General features: G+C 66.3%; 15 protein-coding genes. 5 read left to right on the top strand and 10 right to left on the bottom strand.

Annotated features, from left to right (window positions below):
• Positions 1–2: 2 nt before the first annotated feature.
• From ACZLIB_RS06230 to ACZLIB_RS06260, 7 genes are all read right to left on the bottom strand, one after another.
• Entirely contained in the window at positions 3–911 is a 909-nt protein-coding gene (locus tag ACZLIB_RS06230) for a biotin-independent malonate decarboxylase subunit beta (protein ID WP_121503934.1), read from the bottom strand.
• On the bottom strand, positions 908–1,228 hold the full coding sequence (mdcC, locus tag ACZLIB_RS06235) for a malonate decarboxylase acyl carrier protein (protein ID WP_049398883.1): 321 nt from the start codon (positions 1,226–1,228) through the stop codon (positions 908–910). Before mdcC ends, ACZLIB_RS06230 begins: the two co-directional genes overlap by 4 nt.
• A 10-nt stretch (positions 1,229–1,238) precedes the next feature.
• Complete coding sequence (gene mdcA, locus ACZLIB_RS06240; RefSeq protein WP_478469404.1) at positions 1,239–2,882, bottom strand: malonate decarboxylase subunit alpha; 1,644 nt, start codon at positions 2,880–2,882, stop codon at positions 1,239–1,241.
• A 190-nt stretch (positions 2,883–3,072) separates the two neighbouring features.
• Positions 3,073–5,265 (bottom strand): TonB-dependent siderophore receptor, encoded by a 2,193-nt coding sequence (locus tag ACZLIB_RS06245; RefSeq protein ID WP_478469406.1) that lies wholly within the window; start codon positions 5,263–5,265, stop codon positions 3,073–3,075.
• A 268-nt stretch (positions 5,266–5,533) separates the two neighbouring features.
• Positions 5,534–7,234 (bottom strand): malate dehydrogenase (quinone), encoded by a 1,701-nt coding sequence (gene mqo, locus ACZLIB_RS06250; protein ID WP_121503932.1) that lies wholly within the window; start codon positions 7,232–7,234, stop codon positions 5,534–5,536.
• 228 nt (positions 7,235–7,462) lie between these two features.
• Complete coding sequence (locus ACZLIB_RS06255) at positions 7,463–7,909, bottom strand: GNAT family N-acetyltransferase (RefSeq protein ID WP_049398889.1); 447 nt, start codon at positions 7,907–7,909, stop codon at positions 7,463–7,465.
• Between the two features lie 184 nt (positions 7,910–8,093).
• Positions 8,094–8,999, bottom strand: a complete 906-nt coding sequence (locus tag ACZLIB_RS06260) for a LysR family transcriptional regulator ArgP (protein ID WP_478469408.1) — start codon at positions 8,997–8,999, stop codon at positions 8,094–8,096.
• A gap of 138 nt (positions 9,000–9,137) precedes the next feature.
• On the opposite strand from ACZLIB_RS06260, the gene ACZLIB_RS06265 reads away from it, so the two are divergent.
• Positions 9,138–9,773, top strand: a complete 636-nt coding sequence (locus ACZLIB_RS06265; RefSeq protein WP_005408523.1) for a LysE/ArgO family amino acid transporter — start codon at positions 9,138–9,140, stop codon at positions 9,771–9,773.
• A gap of 167 nt (positions 9,774–9,940) precedes the next feature.
• Entirely contained in the window at positions 9,941–11,923 is a 1,983-nt protein-coding gene (locus ACZLIB_RS06270) for an alpha/beta hydrolase family protein (protein WP_478469409.1), read from the top strand.
• 58 nt (positions 11,924–11,981) lie between these two features.
• Here the strand turns inward: ACZLIB_RS06270 and ACZLIB_RS06275 are convergent, their stop codons facing one another.
• The 3 genes from ACZLIB_RS06275 to ACZLIB_RS06285 form a co-directional block, all read right to left on the bottom strand.
• Positions 11,982–13,736: a peptide MFS transporter gene (locus ACZLIB_RS06275; RefSeq protein ID WP_049398893.1), complete on the bottom strand. Its 1,755-nt coding sequence runs from the start codon at positions 13,734–13,736 to the stop codon at positions 11,982–11,984.
• 79 nt (positions 13,737–13,815) lie between these two features.
• Positions 13,816–14,907, bottom strand: a complete 1,092-nt coding sequence (locus ACZLIB_RS06280; RefSeq protein WP_478469913.1) for an acetyltransferase domain-containing protein — start codon at positions 14,905–14,907, stop codon at positions 13,816–13,818.
• 110 nt (positions 14,908–15,017) lie between these two features.
• Positions 15,018–15,533, bottom strand: a complete 516-nt coding sequence (locus tag ACZLIB_RS06285; RefSeq protein WP_478465658.1) for a hypothetical protein — start codon at positions 15,531–15,533, stop codon at positions 15,018–15,020.
• Between the two features lie 308 nt (positions 15,534–15,841).
• On the opposite strand from ACZLIB_RS06285, the gene ACZLIB_RS06290 reads away from it, so the two are divergent.
• From ACZLIB_RS06290 to ACZLIB_RS06300, 3 genes are all read left to right on the top strand, one after another.
• Positions 15,842–17,806 carry an OPT family oligopeptide transporter gene (locus tag ACZLIB_RS06290; RefSeq protein WP_032127608.1) on the top strand — a complete coding sequence of 655 codons (1,965 nt, stop codon included), beginning with the start codon at positions 15,842–15,844 and terminating at the stop codon, positions 17,804–17,806.
• Positions 17,807–18,020: 214 nt separating this feature from the next.
• Positions 18,021–20,099 (top strand): S9 family peptidase, encoded by a 2,079-nt coding sequence (locus ACZLIB_RS06295; RefSeq protein WP_478469411.1) that lies wholly within the window; start codon positions 18,021–18,023, stop codon positions 20,097–20,099.
• A 141-nt stretch (positions 20,100–20,240) separates the two neighbouring features.
• Positions 20,241–21,485: a DUF819 family protein gene (locus ACZLIB_RS06300; RefSeq protein ID WP_049461777.1), complete on the top strand. Its 1,245-nt coding sequence runs from the start codon at positions 20,241–20,243 to the stop codon at positions 21,483–21,485.
• The last annotated feature ends 33 nt before the right edge of the window (positions 21,486–21,518 follow it).

The raw sequence follows: 21,518 nt of genomic DNA on the forward strand, positions 1-21,518 counted from the left end.
GCTCATGGCAGGCTCCGGTCGGCGGTGGCGATGAGGAACGCATCGGTGTCGAGCAGCGGCAGTCGCTCGGGGGTAGTGATACCCAGCCGCGCCCAGATCTCCAGGCCATCGCGGCAATCGCCCCAGGCCTGCACGCGCGCCTTCAGTGCCGCATGGCGTTCCTGCAGCGCGGCCAGTGCAGTATCTGGATCGGTGCTGCTGGTATCGGGCTGCAGCGCATTGCTGGCAGCCTGCGCGAACGCCTCGATGGCATCGGGCACCAGCACCTGTGCCTGGTCGATCAGGTAGCGGTGCTTGCCTCCCGTTACGCGCCAGACCAGCGCACGATCGCGGGAATCGAACTCTTCCACACCACGCACGGTCTCGATTACTTCCGGCCCGGACAGTGACAGCCGGCCTTCCTCGGACATGACCACCGTGCTGCAGCAGCGGGCGACGATGCCCATGCCACCGAATGCGCCGTTGCCGCTGCCGATCAGCGCCACCACAGGGACGCCTGCAGCGCGCGCATCCAGCGTGGCGCGCATGATCTCGGAAATGGCGATCAACCCCGCGTTGGCTTCGTGCAGGCGCACGCCGCCGGTATCGAGCAGCAGCAGCACACCGTCAGGTCGGGTTTCCGCTGCACGGTGCAGCAGCCCGGTCAACTTGGCGCCGTGCACCTCGCCCACGCCGCCGCCCATGAATTCACCCTGCTGTGCGGCCAGCAGCACGCGTCGGCCGCGCAGTGTGGCTTCGCCGACAACGATGCCGTCGTCGAACGCCGCGGGCTGGTCGAGCTGTGCCAGGTGCGGGCTCATCATCCGCCGCGCCGGGCCGAGGAATTCACGGAACGAGCCGGCGTCGGCCAGGCCGGCGATGCGCTCGCGTGCATCGGCTTCGTAGTAACTGTGGCGCTGCGTCCGGCTCATCGTGGATCTCCAGCAAGCAGGGTTTCCACTGCCTGGTCCAGGCGCAGGCTGACCACCGCCGGGGTCGCACCGGCATCGTTGATCGAGACGCGTACATCGCGCAGTGGATGGCGCTGTGCGAAATCACCGATCACCGCCTCCCAGACGCGGCCAAAGCCCTGCGCGGCGGTGATGATGCGCACCGTCATCGCGCCGTCCAGTGCGGCCGGTTCCAGCAGGATTTCCAGATTGCCCGAGGCCAGTACGCCGACCAGCACTGCATCGCGCGGAAACTGCACCGCCGTGTGTCCTTCGAATCGATAGTCGAGGGTTTCCATGCTCAGCCCCTTACCAGTTGCGGAAGCGCTTGGGCGGGTCGTACAGGCCGCCGGACCAGCGCACCAGGTCCTTCACCGAACGCGCCGCAAGCAGGTCACGGCTGGCATCGCGCACGGAGATGCCGAGGTCATCGGGACGGCGGATCACGCCGCGGTCGCGCAGGTTCTCCACCATCGCGCGGTCGCGCCCCATGCCCACGGCGGTATAGCCGGACACGCCGCGGATCGCCTGTTCGCGCTCTTCAGGGGTGCGGCACAGCAGCAGGTTGGCGATGCCTTCTTCGGTCAGTACATGGCTGACGTCGTCGCCATAGATCATCACCGGTGGCAGCGGCATGTCCGCGCGCTCGGCCAGCTCCCAGGCGTCCAGCCGATCGACGAAGGCCGGTGCCATGTGTTCGCGGAAGGTTTCCACCATCTGCACCACCAGCTTGCGGCCACGCGGCATCTCACCGGGGCGTGCGGCCTGCTGGCCGGCCTTGACCCAGGCCTCGCTGGCATGGCGGCGGCCACGTGCATCGGAGCCCATGTTCGGTGCGCCACCGAAGCCGGCGATGCGGTCGCGCGTGGCGGTGGAGCTGTTGCCCTGCAGGTCGATCTGCAGGGTGGAACCGATGAACATGTCGCAGGCATACAGGCCGGCGGTCTGAGAGAACGCGCGGTTGGAGCGCATCGAGCCATCGGCACCGGTGAAGAACACATCGCTGCGTGCGGCGATGTACTTCTCCATGCCCAGTTCGGAACCGAACGAATGCACCGATTTGACGAAGCCCGATTCGATCGCCGGAATCAGTGCGGGGTGTGGATTGAGCGCCCAGTGCTGGCAGATCTTTCCCTTCAGCCCGAGCGATTCGGCGTAGGTCGGCAGCAGCAGCTCGATGGCCGCGGTGTCGAAGCCGATGCCATGGTTGAGGCGGTTGACGCCGTACTCGGCGTAGATGCCCTTGATCGCCATCATCGCCATCAGCACCTGGATCTCGGAGATCTGCGCCGGGTCGCGGGTGAACAGCGGCTCGATGTGGTTCGGCTTCGGCGCCTGCACTACGAAGTTGACCCAGTCAGCAGGGATATCGACGCGGGGCAGGGTGTCGACGATCTCGTTGACCTGGGCGATGACGATGCCGCCACCGAACGCGGTTGCTTCGACGATCACCGGGGTGTCTTCGGTGTTGGGGCCGGTATAGAGGTTGCCGTGGCGGTCGGCCGCCTGCGCGGCGACCATCGCTACGCGGGGCGTGAGGTCGATGAAGTAGCGGCCGAACAGTTCCAGGTAGGTGTGGATGGCACCGATCTGGATGCGCCCTTCGGCCACCAGGTTGGCCAGCCGCACCGATTGCGGGCCGGAGAACGAGAAGTCCAGCTTCGAGGCGATGCCGCGTTCGAACACATCCAGGTGCGAGGGCAGTGACAGCACCGACTGCACCATGTGCAGGTCATGCACCCGCGCGGGATCGAGGTCAGCCAGGCACTGGGCGAGGAAGTCGGCCTGCTTCTGGTTGTTGCCTTCCAGGCAGACCTTGTCGCCCGGCTCCAGCAGCGCGTGCAGCAGTTCGCCCACGTCGGTGGCGGCCACCTCACGTCCCCGGGCCCACGGCGCGGCACGTTCCAGGCGGGCCTGGCGGCTGCGTTCCAACGTATCCCAGCTCGGGTTCATCGACCGGCTTCCGATTGGTGTCGATGTAATTACGGCATAATTACAGTCGGGCATGCAACCCGCACTGCAGCAAAAAGCAGGGCCCGCGCGAATGCGGGCCCATTCAGGTAGGTCACGACCGTGGGTCGTGGCGGAGTGGGTGCCGACCAACGGTCGGCACCCACCAGGCACCCACCGGTTCGCGGGCCCCTCAGAACTTCCAGCGCAGGCTGGCCGACACGAAGCGCGGTTCGCCGTAGTTGTTGTAGTCCAGATTCGCCCAGTAGGTCTTGTCCAGTGCGTTGCGCACGCTCAGGGTTGCCGTCCAGTTGTCGCTGATGCGGTAGTTGGCGTTGAACTGCACCAGCATGTAGGCCGGCTGGTTCACCGTCACCGTGCCGCCCAGCGGGTAGGCGATGTTGTAGCCCTGCACCTTGCTCTGCCACTGCACGCCACCGCCAACGCTCAGGCGTTCCAGCGCACCGCGCAGCTGCAGCTGGGTGTTGAGCTGCAACAGATCCTCCGGCGGGTTGGCGTACAGCAGATCGGTGGCGGCGCGGGTGACCTTGACGTGGGTATAGCCGGCATTGACCGTCCAGCCCGGCAGGATCTCGCCATTGACGTCCATCTCCCAACCGCGCGCCTTGGTGCCGTTGACGCCGACGTAGGCGGAGGTGCCATCGCTCAGCGAACCCTCCGGCACGCCCATGTCACGCACCGCGTAGTTGTCCTGCTTGGCTTCGAACACGGCGGCATTGGCGGTCAGGCGGCCATCGAACCACTGCGTCTTGATGCCCGCTTCCAGGTTCGAGCCCTGTACTGGCGCCAGCAGGTTCTCGTTGCGGTCCTTGAAGTTCTGCGGGTTGAAGATCTCGGTGTAGCTGGCGTACGCCGAGACGTTCGGCGTGATGTCGTAGACCAGGCCCACGTACGGGGTGACTTCATCACTCACCTTGTATGCACCGCTGGTGCCGGTGTAGGCGCCTGCGGCGTTGTAGGAGCGGCTGAGGGTTTCCCAGCGGCTCAGGCGTGCGCCGGCAATCAGCGACAGCGGATCGGCCAGGCGCAGGCGGGTGGCCAGATAGACGCCACTCTGTGTGGTCTTGGCCACGCGGCGCGCGCCGGTACGGCGGTAGGTGACCTCGGAGATGTCGCCGTTCCAGCTGTACACGTTGGGAATGTAGTAGCAGCGTTCGCCGCCGCAGCGTGCCCAATCGTTCGGGAAGTTCAGCGCCAGGGTGTTGGTGGTGCCTTCCAGGTCCGACCACTGTGCGCCGAGGGTCACATCGTGGTCGCGGCCGAACAGATCGAAGCTGCCGGTCAGGTAGGCATCGACGTTGCGCCGGGTGTCTTTCGAATCACCGGCGGCCGCGCGCAGGAAGATGCCCGAGCCGGTCACCGGGTCCGGGTTGCCGGTGCCGTACAGGCGCACATTCTGAACGTTGCCGCGGGTGTAGGCGGTGTTGATCTTCAACAGCCAGTTGTCGCCGAAGCGCTGTTCAAGGTTGGCGAAGGCAGTGTTGCTCTCGCGCTTCCAGTAGCTCCACTTCGGCGACAGGTTGGTCGAGCGCGGCAGGTGCGCGAAATTGCCCTGGTTGTCGAAGAACGGCACGGTGCCCCAGGTCGAGCCGGTCGGATTGTTGTCCTGGCTCTGGTAACCGAGGGTGATCGTGGTGCTGTCGGTGACGTCGCCTTCCAGCACCGCCATGCCGGCCATCTTGTTCTCGTCGTAGCGGTCGTAATACAGGCCACGATCGGTATAGGCGGCGACCACGCGGCTGCGGAAACGGCCGTCATCGGTCAGCGGCGCGGTCACGTCCGCCTCCATGCGCCGATAGTCCCAGCTGCCGGCGCTGACCGCGAACGAGGCATCGAACTCCTTGCCCGGCCGCTTGCGCAGCAGATTCACCGTGGCCGACGGCACGCCGGCGCCGCTGAGCAGGCCGTTGGCACCGCGGATCACTTCGATGCGGTCGTAGAAGGCGGTGTCGTATTCCTGGTTGGTGGAACCGCTGTAGGTCGGGATGCCATCGACCTGGAAGTCGGTGATGGCGAAGCCGCGTGCGTAGTACAGCGGGCGCTGGGTGTCATAGAAGGACACGCTGACGCCGGTGACGTTGCGCATCACGTCGTTGATGCTGAACAGCGATTCGTCCTGCAGGCGCTTCAGGCTGATCGCAGTGGCCGACTGCGGGGTTTCCTGCAGCGTGATCGGCAGGCGGGTGGTGCTGGATGGCGGAGCGGACTGCTCGGCACGGACGCTGACCCGGTCCAGGGTCTTGGCGTCGGATGCATCGGCGGCGGCCTCGGCGAACGCCGGAGACGCGACCAGCGCGAGCGAAGAGAGCAGGGCAGCCGGCAGCAGCGCACGGCGGGGCAGGCGGTTACGGAACGTCAGGGACATGGTGGGTTCGAAGCTCGGAGACGGGAAGGGGGCGGCAACAGTCGTCCAGCACCCGGGGCGGCGGCTTCGGGCACATCAGGTCCATCTGGGAGGGGCGCGGTCACTGCGCAGGGCGCAAATGTAAATAATTCTTAACAACATTACAATTCGCGTCATTGTGCATAGGATTCCCGGCGCCGGGCATCGCTTTCTGCAGCAGGGAGCGGCCCAAACGCGAACGGCCACCCGAAGGTGGCCGTCCGTGTCTGCTGCAGGGAATCTGCCAGGCTTACAGCGCCTGCAGTTCCTCGTTGGCGTTGCGCTTTTCCTTGGCTGGTGCCGGAACCGCTGCCGGCACCACCGCAGGAGCGGGCGATGCCGCGTCCGCATCCACCGGCACCTCCAGGTACGGCAGGCGCAGGGTCTGGCTGGTCAGCGTGCGGATCTCGTTGACCAGCGCGGCGTTGTCGTTGAGCTTGCGCCCGTACGACGGCACGATCTCGCGCAGGCGGGTTTCCCAGCCGGCCTTCATCTGGTCCGGGAAGGCCTTGGCCATCAGGTCCAGCATGATCGGCGGCGAGGTCGATGCACCCGGCGAGGCACCGAGCAGGGCGGCGATGGTGTGGTCCTTGTCGGTCACGATCTCGGTACCGAACTGCAGCACCGGGCCCTTCAGCGGATCACGCTTGATGATCTGCACGCGCTGGCCGGCGGTGACCAGCTTCCAGTCGCCCGGCTTGGCATTGGGGAAGTACTTGACCAGTTCGGCCTGGCGATCGGCATCGTTCAGGCGTGCCTGGGCCATCAGGTACTGCACCAGGTCCAGGTTGTCCTTGCCCACTTCCAGCATCGGGCCAACGTTGTTGTGGGTGACCGAGGAGTACAGGTCCCACCACGAGCCGTGCTTGAGGAACTTGGTGCTGTACAGCGCGAACGGCCCGAACAGGACCACCGGCTTGCCGTCCAGCTTGCGCGCATCCAGGTGCGGCACCGACATCGGCGGCGAACCGGTTTCGGCCATGCCGTAGGCCTTCACACCGTGGCGCGAGGTCACGTCCTGGCCCTGGAAGGCGAGGAACTGGCCACCGACCGGGAAGCCGGCGTAGTCCTTCGATTCCGGAATGCCGGACATCTGCAGCAGCTTCAGCGCGGCGCCACCGGCACCGATGAACACGAAGCGGGCGTGGGTGGTGGACTCGGTTCCGGCCTTGAGGTCCTTCACGGTCACGTTCCAGCTCTTGTCAGCGTTCTGCCGCAGCGCGCTCACTTCGTGGTTCAGGTGCAGGCTGAAGTTCGGGCTGCGCTGCAGGCCGGTGGTCAGCTGGCGGGTGATCACACCGAAGTTGACGTCGGTGCCCAGCGGCATCCAGGTCGCGGCGACCTTCTGCTTCGGGTCACGGCCTTCCATCAGCAGCGGTGCCCACTGCTTGATCTGTGCCGGATCCTCGGAGTACTGCATGCCGTAGAACAGCGGATTCTTCACCAGGGCCTGCTGGCGCTTGTGCAGGTAGGCGATGTTGTCATCGCCCCAGACGAAGCTCATGTGCGGGGTCGGGTTGATGAAGTCGCTGGGCTGGCTCAGCCGGCCTTCCTTCACCTGGTGCGACCAGAACTGGCGCGAGACCTCGAACGATTCGGCGATGCCGACCGCGCGCTTGGTCTCGATGCTGCCGTCGGGCAGTTCGGGGGTGTAGTTCAGTTCGGCGAAGGCCGAGTGGCCCGTGCCGGCGTTGTTCCAGCCGTCGGAGCTTTCACCGGCGACGCCGTCGAGGCGTTCGTAGACCTGGATGTTCCAGTCCGGCTGCAGTTCCTGCAGGTAGGTGGCCAGGGTGATGCTCATGATGCCGGCGCCGACCAGCACAACGTCGACGGGCTTGTCGTTGCTGGCGGCGGGCACCGAGCGCTGGGTCAGCGGCCAGTACAGGAACAGCGCGGCGGCCAGCAACAGCAGCACGAGCAGGGCGAGCAGGGCCTTGCCAAATTTCTTCATGGGGGCGGGATCGTTGGCGGAGGGGAAGGGGTCAGGATGCGCGTGGGGCAGGGAAAGGGCGTGAAGAAACAACGCCTTGCGCCATCCATCCGCGATTCTAACCGGATCCGGTCCGTTTTTGATGCAACGCAGCATCCGACGTTTCGCGGCCCCGTCACGTGAGCGGCGGGCCCAAGCTTGGCGATCGTAGCCCCAGTAGCGCCAGGCCATGCCTGGCGACGCCTTCAATCAGACCAGCTCCAGAATCTCGTCACCGGCCTCATCGATCTCCCCGGTCGGGCGCCAGCCCAGGCGCCGGTAGAAGCCATGCGAGCGCGAACGCGGGTCGGCCGAGCAGGCCAGGAACAGCCGGGTATGGCCGGCATCGCGGGTCAGGCTCACTACCTCCTGCAGCAGCTGGCGGCCGATGCCACGGCCTTCGTAGTCCGGCAGCAGGGCCAGCACCAGCACCTCGCCACTGTCGCGGTCGGCGAAGCAGTAACCGGCCATGCGCTCCCCTTCCCAGGCGACGCGGCCGATCGAATCGCCCTGGGCGATGCCGGCCGCCCAGCTTTCCGGCGTGATGCCCAGCTCCGCCAACTGCGCGGCACTGAAGGCGTTCTCGCGGGTGCGCCCGCGCAGGTCGATGCAGGCGGCGGCATCTTCGGGGCGCGCATCGCGGACGAATACAGGCATGCAGGGCATCCTTGCAGTGATCGGCCGACCAGTATCCGCATCACGCATGGACCCGGTGTGGAGACTTCGTGGAGATTGGATGGAGCAAAAAGGGGACGGAGGGGATTAAGTCGTCTTTGCCCAGAATGTCGTATGGGCCTTAAACGACTTAATCCCCTCCGTCCCCTTTTTTTGCAGGGCTGCCTCAGCGCTTGCGCCGCACCAGCGCTGAGGAGGCGTCCAGCACGGCGCGGGTCAGCAGGGCCATGGTCTGGACGTCACCCTTCCAGTGCTGCCAGTACAGCGGCACGTCTTCCCACGCGCGCTGGCGTACGTAGACCAGGCGGCCGGCGTCCAGGTGCCGTTTGACCAGCGGCAATGGGTTCATGGTCCAGCCCATGCCGCCCAGATTGGCCTGCACGAAGGCACGTGTGGACGGAATCCACCAGGTCGGTGCGGTGCTGGGCAGGTCGTCGCCGACCATGCGCCGGGCAAAGCGCGACTGCATTTCGTCCTTGCGGTTGAACACCAGCACCGGCGCCTGCGCCAGCGCCTGCGCGGTCACGCCCTTGGCAAAATGGCGTTCGCGGAATTCGGGGGTACAGGTGGCGGCGTAACGGATGCTGCCCAGCGCGTGGATCTGGCAGCCCTGCACCGGCTCGTCCAGCGTGGTCACCGCACCCAGCACCGTGCCCTGGCGCAGCAGTTCGACGGTGTGGTCCTGGTCCTCCACGCGCAGGTCCAGGGTGGTGCCGGTGCTCTGTGCGAACTGCGAGGCGGCCTGCGGGAACCAGGTTTCCAGGCTGTCGTGGTTCACCGCCACCGGGATGCTGGCCTGCGGCAGGTCTTCGTCAGCCAGGCCCATCCGGTGCAGGGCGTCGTGCTCGAGCAGGGCGGTCTGCTCGGCCAGCTGCACCAGCACCTGGCCCTCGGCGGTGGCGGTGGCCGGGGTGCCGCGCTTGACCAGCAGGCGACCGACCCGATCCTCCAGTGCCTTGACCCGCTGCGAGATGGCCGAGGGCGTGACATTCAGCGACTGCGCGGCGCGGTCGAAGCTGCCTTCGCGGATCACTGCGGCCAGGGCGCGCAGCTGGGCATGGTCGATACGCATCGAATTAAGTTCCGCTAATGTTGGTTTAGGAAGTTTAGCTCGTCTTTTTCATGTTGCGGCGCGACAATGGCGCCCGTTCCGGTGCTGTCCGCCTTCGCGAGGCACCGTCCCCCCAAGCAAGTAAAGGCAGTGAATCCCATGTTCTCGGTCATCTCCGCCAGCACCGGCCTCGGTGCCTGGTTCTCTGGTGCAGCTACCGGCATCGGCCTGTTCGCCGTGGTCGGGGCCCAGAGCGCCTTCATTCTGCGCCAGGGCATCCTGCGCAAGCACATCGTGCCGGTGGTTGCCACCTGTGCGGCCATCGATGCGATCTTCATCTTTGCCAGCGTGGCTGGCCTGCGCACGCTCACTTCGGCGCTGCCGTGGCTGACCACCGCCGTGCTGTGGACCGGTGTCGCGTTCCTGGCCTGGTACGCCATGAAGTCGGCACGCCGTGCGATTGCCGGTGGCGGCGGCATGGGCGAGGCTGACAGCGACGACGGCAGCCGCCGCGCGGTGCTCATGGCCGCGGTCGGCTTCTCGCTGATCAACCCGCACTTCTGGCTGGACATGATGGTGATCGGCTCGATCGCCGAGAACTTCGGCAACGCCCGCATGGCCTTCGCCGCCGGTGTGGTGACTGCCAGCTGCCTGTGGCTGACCGCGCAGGGCCTGGGCGCGCGCCTGCTGGCGCCGCTGTTCACCAAGCCCAGTACCTGGCGCGTGCTCGACGGCACCATCGCCGTGATCCTCAGCATCCTGGCCCTTACGTTGGCGGTGCGCGGGGTCCACTGACCCGGCGCACGCCCCCCGAACCCACGTCCTGACTCTCTCTCCAAGGTAGTGGTAACGACGGCACCGGCAACGGTGCCGTCGTTTTTTCTGCCGATGTGGCGCGGCAAACGGTCACGTGCCTAGAATCGTGCATCCGGACAGGGTGTCCGGTTTTCCATGGGGGAAGGATGCGCAGGATTGTGCTGGCTGTACTGTTGAGCTCGGTTGTGGGTGGGGCATCGGCCGCAACGCTGGACCTGGATCGCTATCTGCGGCAGGAGTCGTTTACCGACATCAAGATTTCACCAGGGGGCGAGTACATCGCCGCGACGGTTCCGCTGGAGGCGGGAACCGCATTGGCGATCTACCGCATTGCCGACATGAAGATGGTCGGCAGCTTCCGCCCGCCCCGCAACGATCACGCCCACACCTTCGACTGGGTCAGCAACGAGCGGCTGCTGGTGGGCATGGCACAGAAGTTCGGCGTGCTGGACCGGCCGACGCCGACCGGCGAACTGTTCGGTATCAATGCCAACGGCAAGGGCGGCGAGCTGCTGGTGGGGTACCGGGTTGCCGACCAGAGCCTGGGCACCAACATCAAGGTCAAGCCGGCAGGCCTGGTGGCCGCCTACCTCAGTGATGAGCTCAAGGACGATGACCGCAACGCGCTGGTGACGGTGATCCCGCTGGTCGGCAGTTCGCATGCGCAGGTCGAGCGCATGGACGTGATCACCGGTCGCCGCAACGCCGTGGCGCGCGCTCCCATTCCCGATGCGGACTTCACGACCGATGAGCAGGGCGAGGTGCGTTTCGCACGCGCTGTCGTTACCGATGGCACGCAGAAGCTCTACTACCGCACGGGCAGCAACAGCGACTGGGTCCTGCTCAATGATGAATCCCTGAGCAAGCGCATCGAGGCGCCGCTCGGCTTCTCGGCCGATGGTCGCCTGGCGTACCTGCAGGTCGAGCAGGCAGATGGACCTGATGCCATTGTCAGCTGGGACCCCCAGAGCAATGAACGACGCACCGTGCTGCGCGATGGGAGTACCGACCCGGCGCGCATCATCCGGCGCCCCGGCAGCCGCGTGCCGGTCGGGGCCCTGTTCCTTGGCAGTGCGCCGCGAACGGCATTCTTCGATGACGCCTCGGACGACGCTCGCCTGTACCGCAGCCTCGAAGCCGGCCTGGGCGGAGCGGTCTACATCACCTCCAGCACGCGCGATGGCAAGACGGTGCTGGTGGAAACCTGGTCAGGCAGCAATCCGGGCGATTTCTATCTCTATGACACGGTTGGCAAGAGTGCACGGCACCTGATCAGCCGCAGCGACTGGATCGACCCCGCGCTGGCGGCGGAGGTGCGTCCGATCAGCCTGACGGCGCGTGATGGGCGTCCGCTGCATGGCTTCCTAACCGTTCCGCATGGCCGCGAGGCCCGTGCGCTGCCGATGGTGGTGGTGCCGCACGGAGGTCCGATCGGTGTCGCCGACCAGGGCACCTATGACACCGAGACACAGATGCTGGCGGCGGCGGGTTACGCGGTACTGCAGGTGAATTTCCGCGGCTCTTCCGGCTATGGCCGGGCCCACATGCAGGCCGCGCGAAAGCAATGGGGGCTGTCGATGCAGGATGACGTCACCGATGCTACGCGCTGGGCGATCGAACAGGGCGTGGCCGACAAGAACCGCATCTGCATCTATGGGGCCAGTTACGGTGCCTATGCGGCGATGATGGGGGCGGTGCGCGAACCGGACCTGTACCAGTGCGCGGCCGGCTACGTCGGCATCTACGACCTGCCGTTGATGTACGCCCGCGGAGACATCCAGAGCGATGAGTCAGGCCTGGCCTACCTGCGGAACTGGCTGGGATCGCCCAAGGATCTGGCAGAGCGTTCCCCGGTGAATCTGGCCGCGCAGGTGCGGGTGCCGGTATTCCTGGCCGCGGGTGGCCAGGATCAACGTGCGCCGATCGTGCACAGCGAACGCATGGAAGCTGCGTTGAAGAAGGCCGGCACGCCGGTGGAAACCCTGTACGTCAAGAATGAAGGGCATGGTTTCTATTCCCCTGCCAACCAACGTGCGTACTACAGCAGGTTGCTGGCCTTCCTCTCGCGCAGCCTGGGGGGCCAGGTGGCCGGGCAGGCCGCACCTGCGGAGAAGAGCAGCGCGCCCTGAACAAGCCGGGGGCGGCGGATGATCGATCCGCCGCCCCCGGAGTTCGCCTGCATCGGGCTTACTTGACCCCGTGCATCATCTTCTTCAGCAGCGGCGCGGCGATGAAAGCGGCCAGCGCACAGCCCAGGCCGATCCACATCAGCAGCCAGAACAGGTGCGCATAGGCACCGGCCGCGGCCACCATGTCCAGCGATTCGCCTTCCGGTACCTCGATCGCGGCCAGCTTGCCGAACAGCGCGGCCAGCGTTTCCGAGAACGCGGTGGCCAGGAACCAGGTGCCCATCATCAGGCTCATCACCCGCGGCACGGCCAGCTGGGTCACCGCCGACAGGCCGACCGGCGACAGGCACATCTCACCGCTGGCCAGCAGGAAGTAGGCCAGCACCAGCCACCACACGCTGGCCATCTCGCCAGTGGCGCCAACCTGTTGCGCGGCCAGCGCCAGCGGCACGAACGAGAGCGCGCCGATCACCAGGCCCCAGGCCGATTTGACCGGCTTGCCCGGTTCCCAGCCGCGGCGGTCCATCCACGTCCACAGTGCGGCGAAGGCCGGCGCCAGCAGCACCAGGAACAGGCCGCCGAGGTAGGTCAGCGAGCCGGCGGTCTGCGGAATCACCAGGCAGTCGCGCACCAGCAGCACCAGCATCAGCACGACGATGGCGGCGAAGAACGTTCGCGGCGCAGATGAGCCCGGACGGCGCTCGGACAGCCGCGCGCTGACCACGAAGCCCAGCGGCGCCAGCAGCAGCGAGATGATCGACCAGGGCAGCGGGGTACCGCCGGTGATCACCAGCGAGGGCACGATGTCCTTGGTCAGCAGGCGGTCGGTGAAGGTCACCCAGGAGCCATACGACTGCTCGTACATCGTGAAGAACACCAGTGCCATGAAGATCAGCACCATCAGCGCGACCATCTGCTGGCGCTGCACCGGCGTGCACTTGCTGCCGGTGAACCAGGCGAACCAGACCAGCACGCCGCCCAGCACCACCAGCATCAGCATCAGCGCCAGGCTGATTTCACCGCCCAGCGCGAACGCGCCGTTGCCGGCCGCCCACATCAGCCACGCCACCGGCAGCACACCGAGCACCGCGCACAGATAGATGAGCCATTCGCGCGGCAGGCCCAGCACCTTCTGCTTCAGCGCGGCCGGCTGTGGCGGCTCGGCGTGGCCCTGCAGGTACTTCTGGCCCCACAGGAACATCGCCAGGCCGGCCAGCATGCCGATGCCGGCCGCACCGAAACCGTACTTCCAGCCATAGGCCTCGCCGAGGAAGCCGCACACCAGCGAAGAGAACAGCGCGCCGAGGTTGATGCCGGCGTAGAACAGCGAGAAGCCCGAATCGCGGCGCGGGTCGTCCTTGGCGTACAGCTTGCCGACGATGGTGGAGATGTTCGGCTTGAGGAAGCCGACGCCCATGATGATCAGCGCCAGCGACAGGTAGGTCACCGCCAGTGCCGAGGTGTCGCGCACCACTTCGCCGTTCACCCGATACGCGGCGTGGCCTTCGAAGGCCATGCCGAGGTGGCCGAGCACCAGCAGGATGCCGCCGAACAGCACCGCCCGGCGCATGCCCAGCCAGCGGTCGGCCAGCATGCCGCCGAACACCGGGATGCAGTACACCAGGCCGCCATAGGCACCGAGCAGGTCCAGGCCGGCCTTGTCGCCGAACAGGTGGTACTTGGTCAGGTACAGCAGCAGCAGCGCCTTCATGCCATAGAAGGAGAAGCGCTCCCACATTTCGGTGAAGAAGCAGACGTAGACGCCCTTGGGATGGCCCAGGAAATCGTCGGAAGCGATAGCGGTGGAATTCATCGCGGAATTATAGGCCTGTGGCCCGATCCGCTTTCAGTAGATCCACGCCATGCGTGGATTGCCGGACTGGCCTGGGCGATCACAGGTACCGCAACCACGCCAGATCGCGCCGTCGCGCCTTGAACCGCGCGAACGCCCGCGTCGGCGGGTACAGCACCACCGCCAGCGCACAGGCCACCAGCAGCAGGCCGGCCACAGAATCCAGTGCGTACAGATCACCGTGTGTCGGCCCCCAGATCGCCAGCGCGGCCAGGTACAGCCCCTTCAGCACATACAGGTGCAGCAGGTAGAAGAACATCGGCGCGGCGCCGACATCGGCCAGCGGGCGCAGCGCACGCGCCAGTGGCGGCCATTCGTACAGGCGCAGCAGCAACAATCCCACGCCCAGCGTCAACAGCAGGAACTGCAGCGACGGCGGGTACTTGGTGATGTTGAACACGCTCATCCAGGTGCGCAGCGTGCTGGTCTGGTATTGCCACGGTGCATCCCCGTACTGGTTGGCGAACCGCAGCAGGGCGAACAGGGCCAGCGCGCCGACGCCTGCGCACAGCAGCCAGCGCTGGCGTTGCGCGGGGTCGCGGTCGCGGGCGAACCACGGCCCCATCAGGTAGCCCAGCGCGATTACCCCGATCCACGGCAGCACCGGGTAGGAAGTGCGCAGGCGCAGCGCGCCGGTCTCGATCCAGTCGCGCTGGTGCAGCACTTTCCACAGCATCGCCAGCAGACCGTGGCCTTCCACTCGCACGCCGTCCAACAGGTTGTGCCCGGCCACCACCGCGACTGCCAGCACCAGCAGGGCCAGGCGCGGCAGCCACAGAAGGCCGGCCAGCGCGATCATGCTCAGCCCGATGGCCCAGATCACCTGCAGGTACAGCGTTTCCGGCGGCAGCTGGAAGGTCCAGGCGAAGTTCACCAGGGTCAGTTCCAGCACGACCAGGAACAGCCCGCGCTTGAGCAGGAAGGCGGCCGTGGCCCGGCGCGGATCCGCCTGGCGCTGGCCGTACAGCCAGGCCGACAGACCAGTGAGCAGCACGAATACCGGGGCGCACAGATGCGCCAGCAGACGGCAGGCGAACAGGCCGGGAGAGACCGTGGACGCATCCATCGGGTCGCTGACCTGATATTGCAGGAAGAAGGTCTCGCGGACGTGGTCGAGCAGCATCAGCAGCATCACGGTGCCGCGCAGCTGGTCGATGGAGATCAGGCGGGGGGAGGCTGCAGCCACGCAAAGCCCAAGGGTGGCGTGACAGGATATAACATAACGTTATTGCCTGCAGCTCCTCAGGGCTTACAGACCTCTGCGGTCCATCCTTTGCGTTCGTCATAGCGGACAGGGATCACGCGGGTAGATCCGTCGGGTAAGGTCTTCAGGCAGAACTTCGCGTAGTAGCCTCTGATCAGGCCACTGGTGGGAGCGTTGAGGTAGACCTCATACAGCGCTCCAGGAACCAGCGGCTGCGGAGCGGCGGGCGACGTAGCCGAGACAGGAAGCTCCCCGTACACAATGCATTGCCCCGGCCTGAGAAGTACTGCTGGGCTCGGGTGATAGCTGAACGACCAGGCCTCATCGTTGACGTTGCGATGCACTGTCAGCGCCTGCAGCGGACGAGGCGAGCGGAGCGATTCGAATGTCCTGGTCGGCAGGCCGAAGCACGGCTTCCCATCCCTGTCCTCGACAACGGCGGTGCCGAATCCGCTGAAGGCGCTGGCGTCACTGATCCCCACCAGCGCACACAGCGCTGCGGCTTTGGCAATGGCGGGCGCCCGCTTCATCCGGGTCAATGGGAGTGCTGTCATTGAGTCGCTTCCTCGCTGGTGACTGCGCACGGTGGGGGATACTGCGTGTCCACTCAAGCCAGTGCCGAGCTGGAAATCCGCTCAGACGCAGCGCAGGGCACGGGGGCTGGGAGTTGCTGGGCGAAAGGCCCAATCCTGTGCGGCTTGTTCGCTGTGCCGATCATGGTCAAACACGACGCATCTGAAGGGGCGAAGGGGTCAGGTGCGGGGCGGAGCTGGAAAAGGCCCGTCGGCCGGGACCAACCGCACTGGACTTGCCGCCCCCTGAACGCTAGCGTGGCAGGGATTTTTTGCCAGCAGGGGCTTCCATGAACCACGACGCTGCGCCCAAGCAGCTCACCTTCCGCGCAGTGGCCCTGGCCATCGTGCTGGCGGTGGTGCTGTCGGCCGCAAACGCCTACCTCGGTCTGTTCGCAGGCCTGACCATCGCCACCGCCATTCCCGCCGCGGTGATTTCCATGGGCGTGCTGCGCCTGCTGGGCGGTGGCTCCATCCTTGAAAACAACATCGTGCAGACCGGTGCCTCGGCCGGTTCGTCGATCGCCGCCGGTGTGATCTTCACCATCCCGGCGCTGGTGATCATGGGCTACTGGCCGGACTTCAAGTACTGGTGGGTGCTGGGCATCGCCGGCCTCGGTGGCCTGCTGGGCGTGCTGTTCTCGGTGCCGCTGCGCCGTTCGATGATCGTTGAAGACCCGCTTCCGTTCCCGGAAGGCAAGGCCGCGGCCGAAGTGCTCAAGGCCGGTGAGAACCCGGGCCCGGGCCTGAAGATCCTCGGCCTGTCGGCAGTCATCGGTGCCTTCGTCAAGCTGGCCGCGGAAAGCGGCATGCGCCTGATTCCCGATGCCTGGGCCACCTCGGCCTATGTCGGCAGTTCCAAGGTCACCGCCTTCATCGGTACCAACCTGTCGCCGGCACTGCTGGGCGTGGGCTACATCGTCGGCCTCAACGTCGGCATCGTGGTCGTGTCCGGCTCGATCCTGACCTGGCACATCGCCATCCCGATCTACCAAGCGTTCTTCATGAACACCGATCCGGCACTGGCCGCGTCGGTCGCCACGGCATCCTCCACCGAAGCGGCGTTCGCCATCTGGGGCGCGAAGATGCGTTACCTGGGTGTCGGCGCAATGCTGATCGGCGGCATCTGGACCCTGATCTCGCTGCGCAAGTCGCTGCTCAATGGCGTCAAGAGCGGCTTTGCCGCCGCCCGCAAGAGCGGTGGCCCGGTGCTGGCGCACACCGAGCGCGACCTGCCGATGAAGTGGATGCTGGTGGCCCTGGTGGTCTTCGTGCTGCCGCTGCTGGCCCTGTACCAGGCCATCGTCGGCCAGTGGCACGTGTCGATCCCGATGACCATCATCATGATCGTTGCCGGCTTCCTGTTCGTGTCGGTCTCGGCCTACCTGGCCGGCTTGATCGGTTCGTCCAACAACCCGGTGTCGGGCATCACCATCTCCACCATCCTGTTCGCCTCGGCCGTGCTGGTGGTGCTGCTGGGCGCCGATGGCCTCAAGCCGGTCGGTGCCGGCGGTGCGCCGCTGGGCGCGGTGGCGGCGATCATGATCGGCGCGGTGGTGTGCTGCGCCGCAGCGGTCGGTGGTGACAACCTGCAGGACCTCAAGGCCGGCTATATCGTAGGTGCCACCCCGTGGAAGCAGCAGCTGATGCTGGGCATCGGTGCCTTCTCGTGCGCGCTGATCATGGCCCCGGTGCTGAACCTGCTGGCCACCGCCTACGGCATCGGCGTGAAGTCCGAGCTGCACCCGAACGCGCTGGCTGCGCCGCAGGCAAACCTGATGGCCTCGGTGGCCAAGGGCCTGTTCGGTGGCGAACTGCCGTGGACCTTCATCGGCATCGGTGCCGTGGTCGGTGCCGCCATCATTGCCTTCGACAGCTGGCTGAAGTCGCGCAACGCACGCTTCCGCGTGCCGGTGCTGGCCGCCGCCATCGGCATCTACCTGCCGCTGGAGCTGATGGTGCCGATCTTCCTCGGCGGCCTGATCGCCCACCTGGTCGAGCGCTTCCACAAGGTGCGAGCCGATGACGAAGAAGGCCGCGACCGCGTGCACAAGCCGGGTGTGCTGTTCGCTGCGGGCCTGATCACCGGTGAGGCACTGATGGGCATCGCCATCGCGATTCCGATCGTGGTCAGCAGCCGCGCCGACGTGCTGGCCGTGCCGTTCCACCTGCCGGGCGCGCAGTGGATCGGCCTGGCCGTGCTGTTCCTGGTGGGCTGGCTGATCTACCGCACCGGCAAGTACACCAAGGCGTAAGGGATGGGTAGTGCCGGCCGCTGGCCGGCAATCCCGGAATCCCGTGATACCCCTGGTTGCCGGCCAGCGGTCGGCACTACCGCAAACCGCGCTACGGCGCGGTTTGCTTTTTCTGGCGGCGGGGCCAACCCCGCGGGCAGCCATGACCGATGGCCTTGGCAGCCCCGGCCGCACGGGCCTACCATCGGTTTTTTGCCGTCCTGCGGAGACCCCGATGAAACTGCGTCATGCCCTGCTGCCACTGAGCCTGCTGGCTGCCCTGCCCAGCGTTGCCGCTGCCCGTGGCCTGGAAGTCCGCGACATGGTGGCCATGGACCGCGTCTCCGCGCCGGTACTGACCACGGACGGTGGCACTGTGGTGTTCGCCAAGCGCAGCGTGGACGCCAACCTGAAGGCCTCCACCGCGCTGTTCGCGCGCAACCTGCGCACGCGTGACGCCGCTCCGCCGAAGCAGATCACCCCGGCTGGCTGGAGCGTCAATTCCGCGTCGCTGTCGGCCGATGGCCAGACCGTCTACTTCCTCAGCGCCAAGAACGGCAGCCAGCAGCTGTACGCGCAGCCGATCAACGGCGGCACCCCGCGCCAGCTGACCGACTTCCCGGTGGACGTTGACAGCTACCACGTGTCACCGCAGGACGACCGCGTGCTGTTCAGTGCCGGCGTGTTCCAGGCCTGTGCCTCGGATCTGGCATGCACCGAGAAGAAGCTGAAGGAAAAGAAGGACGCCAAGGCCAGCGGCCAGGTGTGGGATTCGCTGTTCGTGCGCCACTGGGATACCTGGAACGACGGCCGCCGCAACACCCTGTTCGTGGCACCGCTGCCGGCAGGCAAGGCCGGGGCGGTCAAGGGCGCCTCGGCGCTGAGCGCGACCATCGACGGCGATGCACCGTCCAAGCCGTTCGGTGGCAATGACGATTTCGCGTGGTCGCCGGATGGCGCCAGCGTGGTGGCCAGCATCCGCGTGGCCGGCAAGCAGGAGCCGTGGTCGACCAACTTCGACCTGTACCGCTTCGACGCTGCGGGCAAGCAGGCGCCGGTCAACCTGACCGCCTCCAATCCGGCCTGGGATGCCGGCCCGGTGTTCAGTGCCGACGGCAAGACCCTGTTCTACCGTGCGATGAAGCGCCCGGGCTTCGAGGCCGACCGTTTCGGCCTGATGGCGATGGACCTGGCCAGCGGCAAGAGCCGTGAGATCGCGCCGCAATGGGATCGTTCGGCGGGCGGCATCACCCTGTCCGCGGATGGCAGCAGCATCTACACCACTGCCGATGACCTCGGCGAGCACCCGCTGTTCCAGATCGACGTGGCCAGCGGCAAGGCCACCAAGCTGATCGGCGACGGCAGCGTGACCTCGGTGGACGTGGCCGGCACCAGCGTGGCGATCACCCGCAACAGCCTGAAGAGCAACGACCAGGTGCTGGTCGGCCTGCTGCCGGCCGCCGGCGAAGCCATCGGCGAGCTGCGCGCGCTGACCCCGGCCGCTGGCGACGTGCTCAAGGACGTCAGCTTCGGTGACTACGAACAGTTCGAGTTCAAGGGCTGGAACAACGACACCGTGCACGGCTATGTGGTCAAGCCGCACAACTACCAGGAAGGCAAGTCGTACCCGGTCGCGTTCCTGATCCACGGCGGCCCGCAGGGCAGCTTCGGCAATGGCTGGAGCTACCGCTGGAATCCGCAGACCTATGCGGGCCAGGGCTACGCCGTGGTGATGATCGACTTCCACGGCTCCACCGGCTATGGCCAGGCCTTCACCGATGCGATCAGCCAGCACTGGGGCGACCGCCCGCTGGAAGACCTGCAGAAGGGATGGGATGCGGCGCTGAAGAAGTATTCCTTCCTCAACGGTGACAAGGCCTGTGCGCTGGGCGCCAGCTACGGCGGCTTCATGGTCAACTGGATCGCCGGCAACTGGAACGGCCCGTTCAAGTGCCTGGTCAACCATGACGGTGTGTTCGACCAGCGCATGATGGGCTACGCCACCGAAGAACTGTGGTTCACCGAGTGGGAGCAGGGCGGTACGCCGTACCAGAAGGCGGCGAACTACGAGAAGTTCAACCCGGTCAACCACGTGGCGGACTGGAAGAAGCCGATCCTGGTCATCCACGGCCAGCAGGACTTCCGTATTCCGGTCGAGCAGGGCCTGGCCGCGTTCACTGCTGCCCAGCGCCAGGGCATCGAATCGAAGTTCCTGTACTTCCCGGATGAAAACCACTGGGTGCTGAAGCCGAACAACAGCATCCTGTGGCATGACACCGTCAATGCCTGGCTGAAGCAGCACATCGGCAACTGATGACGGCAGCGCCGCCCTTCGGGGCGGCGCTTTTGTTTCGCCATCTGCTGTACCGGTGGGTGCCGACCGTTGGTCGGCACACCTTCCTGATCTGCCGCCAACAGCAGCCGGCCAGCGGCCGGCTCTACCCAGAGCGCCTGCATGCCCTCGACCGCCCTGATCCAGAACGACATCGTCGTCTTCGGTTTGATCGCCGCCACCCTGGGCGCCGTGTTCTGGACCGCCTCGCGCGAGCAGGGCCTGTGGAAACGCTTCTACACCTTCGTGCCGGCACTGCTGCTGTGCTACCTGATTCCCGGCATCTACAACACCGTCGGCCTGATCGACGGCCAGAACACCAAGCTCTACAACCCGATCGCACGCGACATCCTGCTGCCGGCAGCGCTGATCCTGCTGACCCTGGCGGTGGACATCAAGGGCATCCTGCGGCTCGGCCCGAAGCTGGTGCTGATGTACCTGGGTGCGTCCGCCAGCATCATGCTGGGTGCGGTGGTGGCTTTCCTGGTGATGCGCGCGCTGCATCCGGAAACGGTGGCCGGTGACACCTGGGCCGGCATGGCCGCACTGGCCGGCAGCTGGATCGGCGGCGGTGCCAACATGCTGGCGATGCGCGAGGTCTTCGACGTCAACGCCACCACGTTCGGCCAGTTCGCCGTGGTCGATGTCGGTGTCGGTTACGTGTGGATGGCCGCGCTGATCTTCCTGGCCGGGCGCGCAGCGAAGATCGACGCGCGCAGCGGTGCCGACACGTCGGCCATCGATGAGCTGAAGGAGCGCATCGCGCGTTTCCAGGCCGAGCACGAGCGCGTTCCCAGCCTCACCGACCTGATGCTGATCGTGGCAGTGGCCTTCGGCGGCGTGGGTCTGTCACACGCGATCGGTGCGCCGCTGGCAGCATGGTTCAAGGCCAATGTCAGCTGGGCCCCGCAGTTCAGCCTGGATGCGCCGTTCGTGTGGGTGGTGGTGCTGTCGACCACGCTGGGCCTGAGCCTGAGCTTCACCCGTGCACGCACGCTGGAAGGTGCGGGCGCCTCGCGGCTGGGTTCGCTGCTGCTGTACTTCCTGATTGCCTGCATCGGCATGCAGATGGATCTGCTGGCGCTGCTGGACCGCCCGTGGCTGTTCCTGCTCGGCCTGATCTGGATTGCCGTGCACATCGCGCTGCTGTGGTGCCTGGGCAAGCTGCTGAAGGTGCCGTTCTTCTACTTCGCGATCGGTTCGCAGTCGAACATCGGTGGCCCGGCTTCGGCGCCGGTGGTGGCTGCAGCGTTCCATCCGGCCCTGGCGCCGGTGGGCGTGTTGCTGGGCACGATGGGCTACGCCACCGGCACCTACCTGGCCTACATCGTCGGCATTACCCTGCGCGCGCTGGCAGGGCAGGGCTGATGGGGTAGTGCCGGCCGCTGGCCGGCAACCAGG

It is taken from the genome of Stenotrophomonas sp. 220_Sma (genome assembly GCF_056487375.1).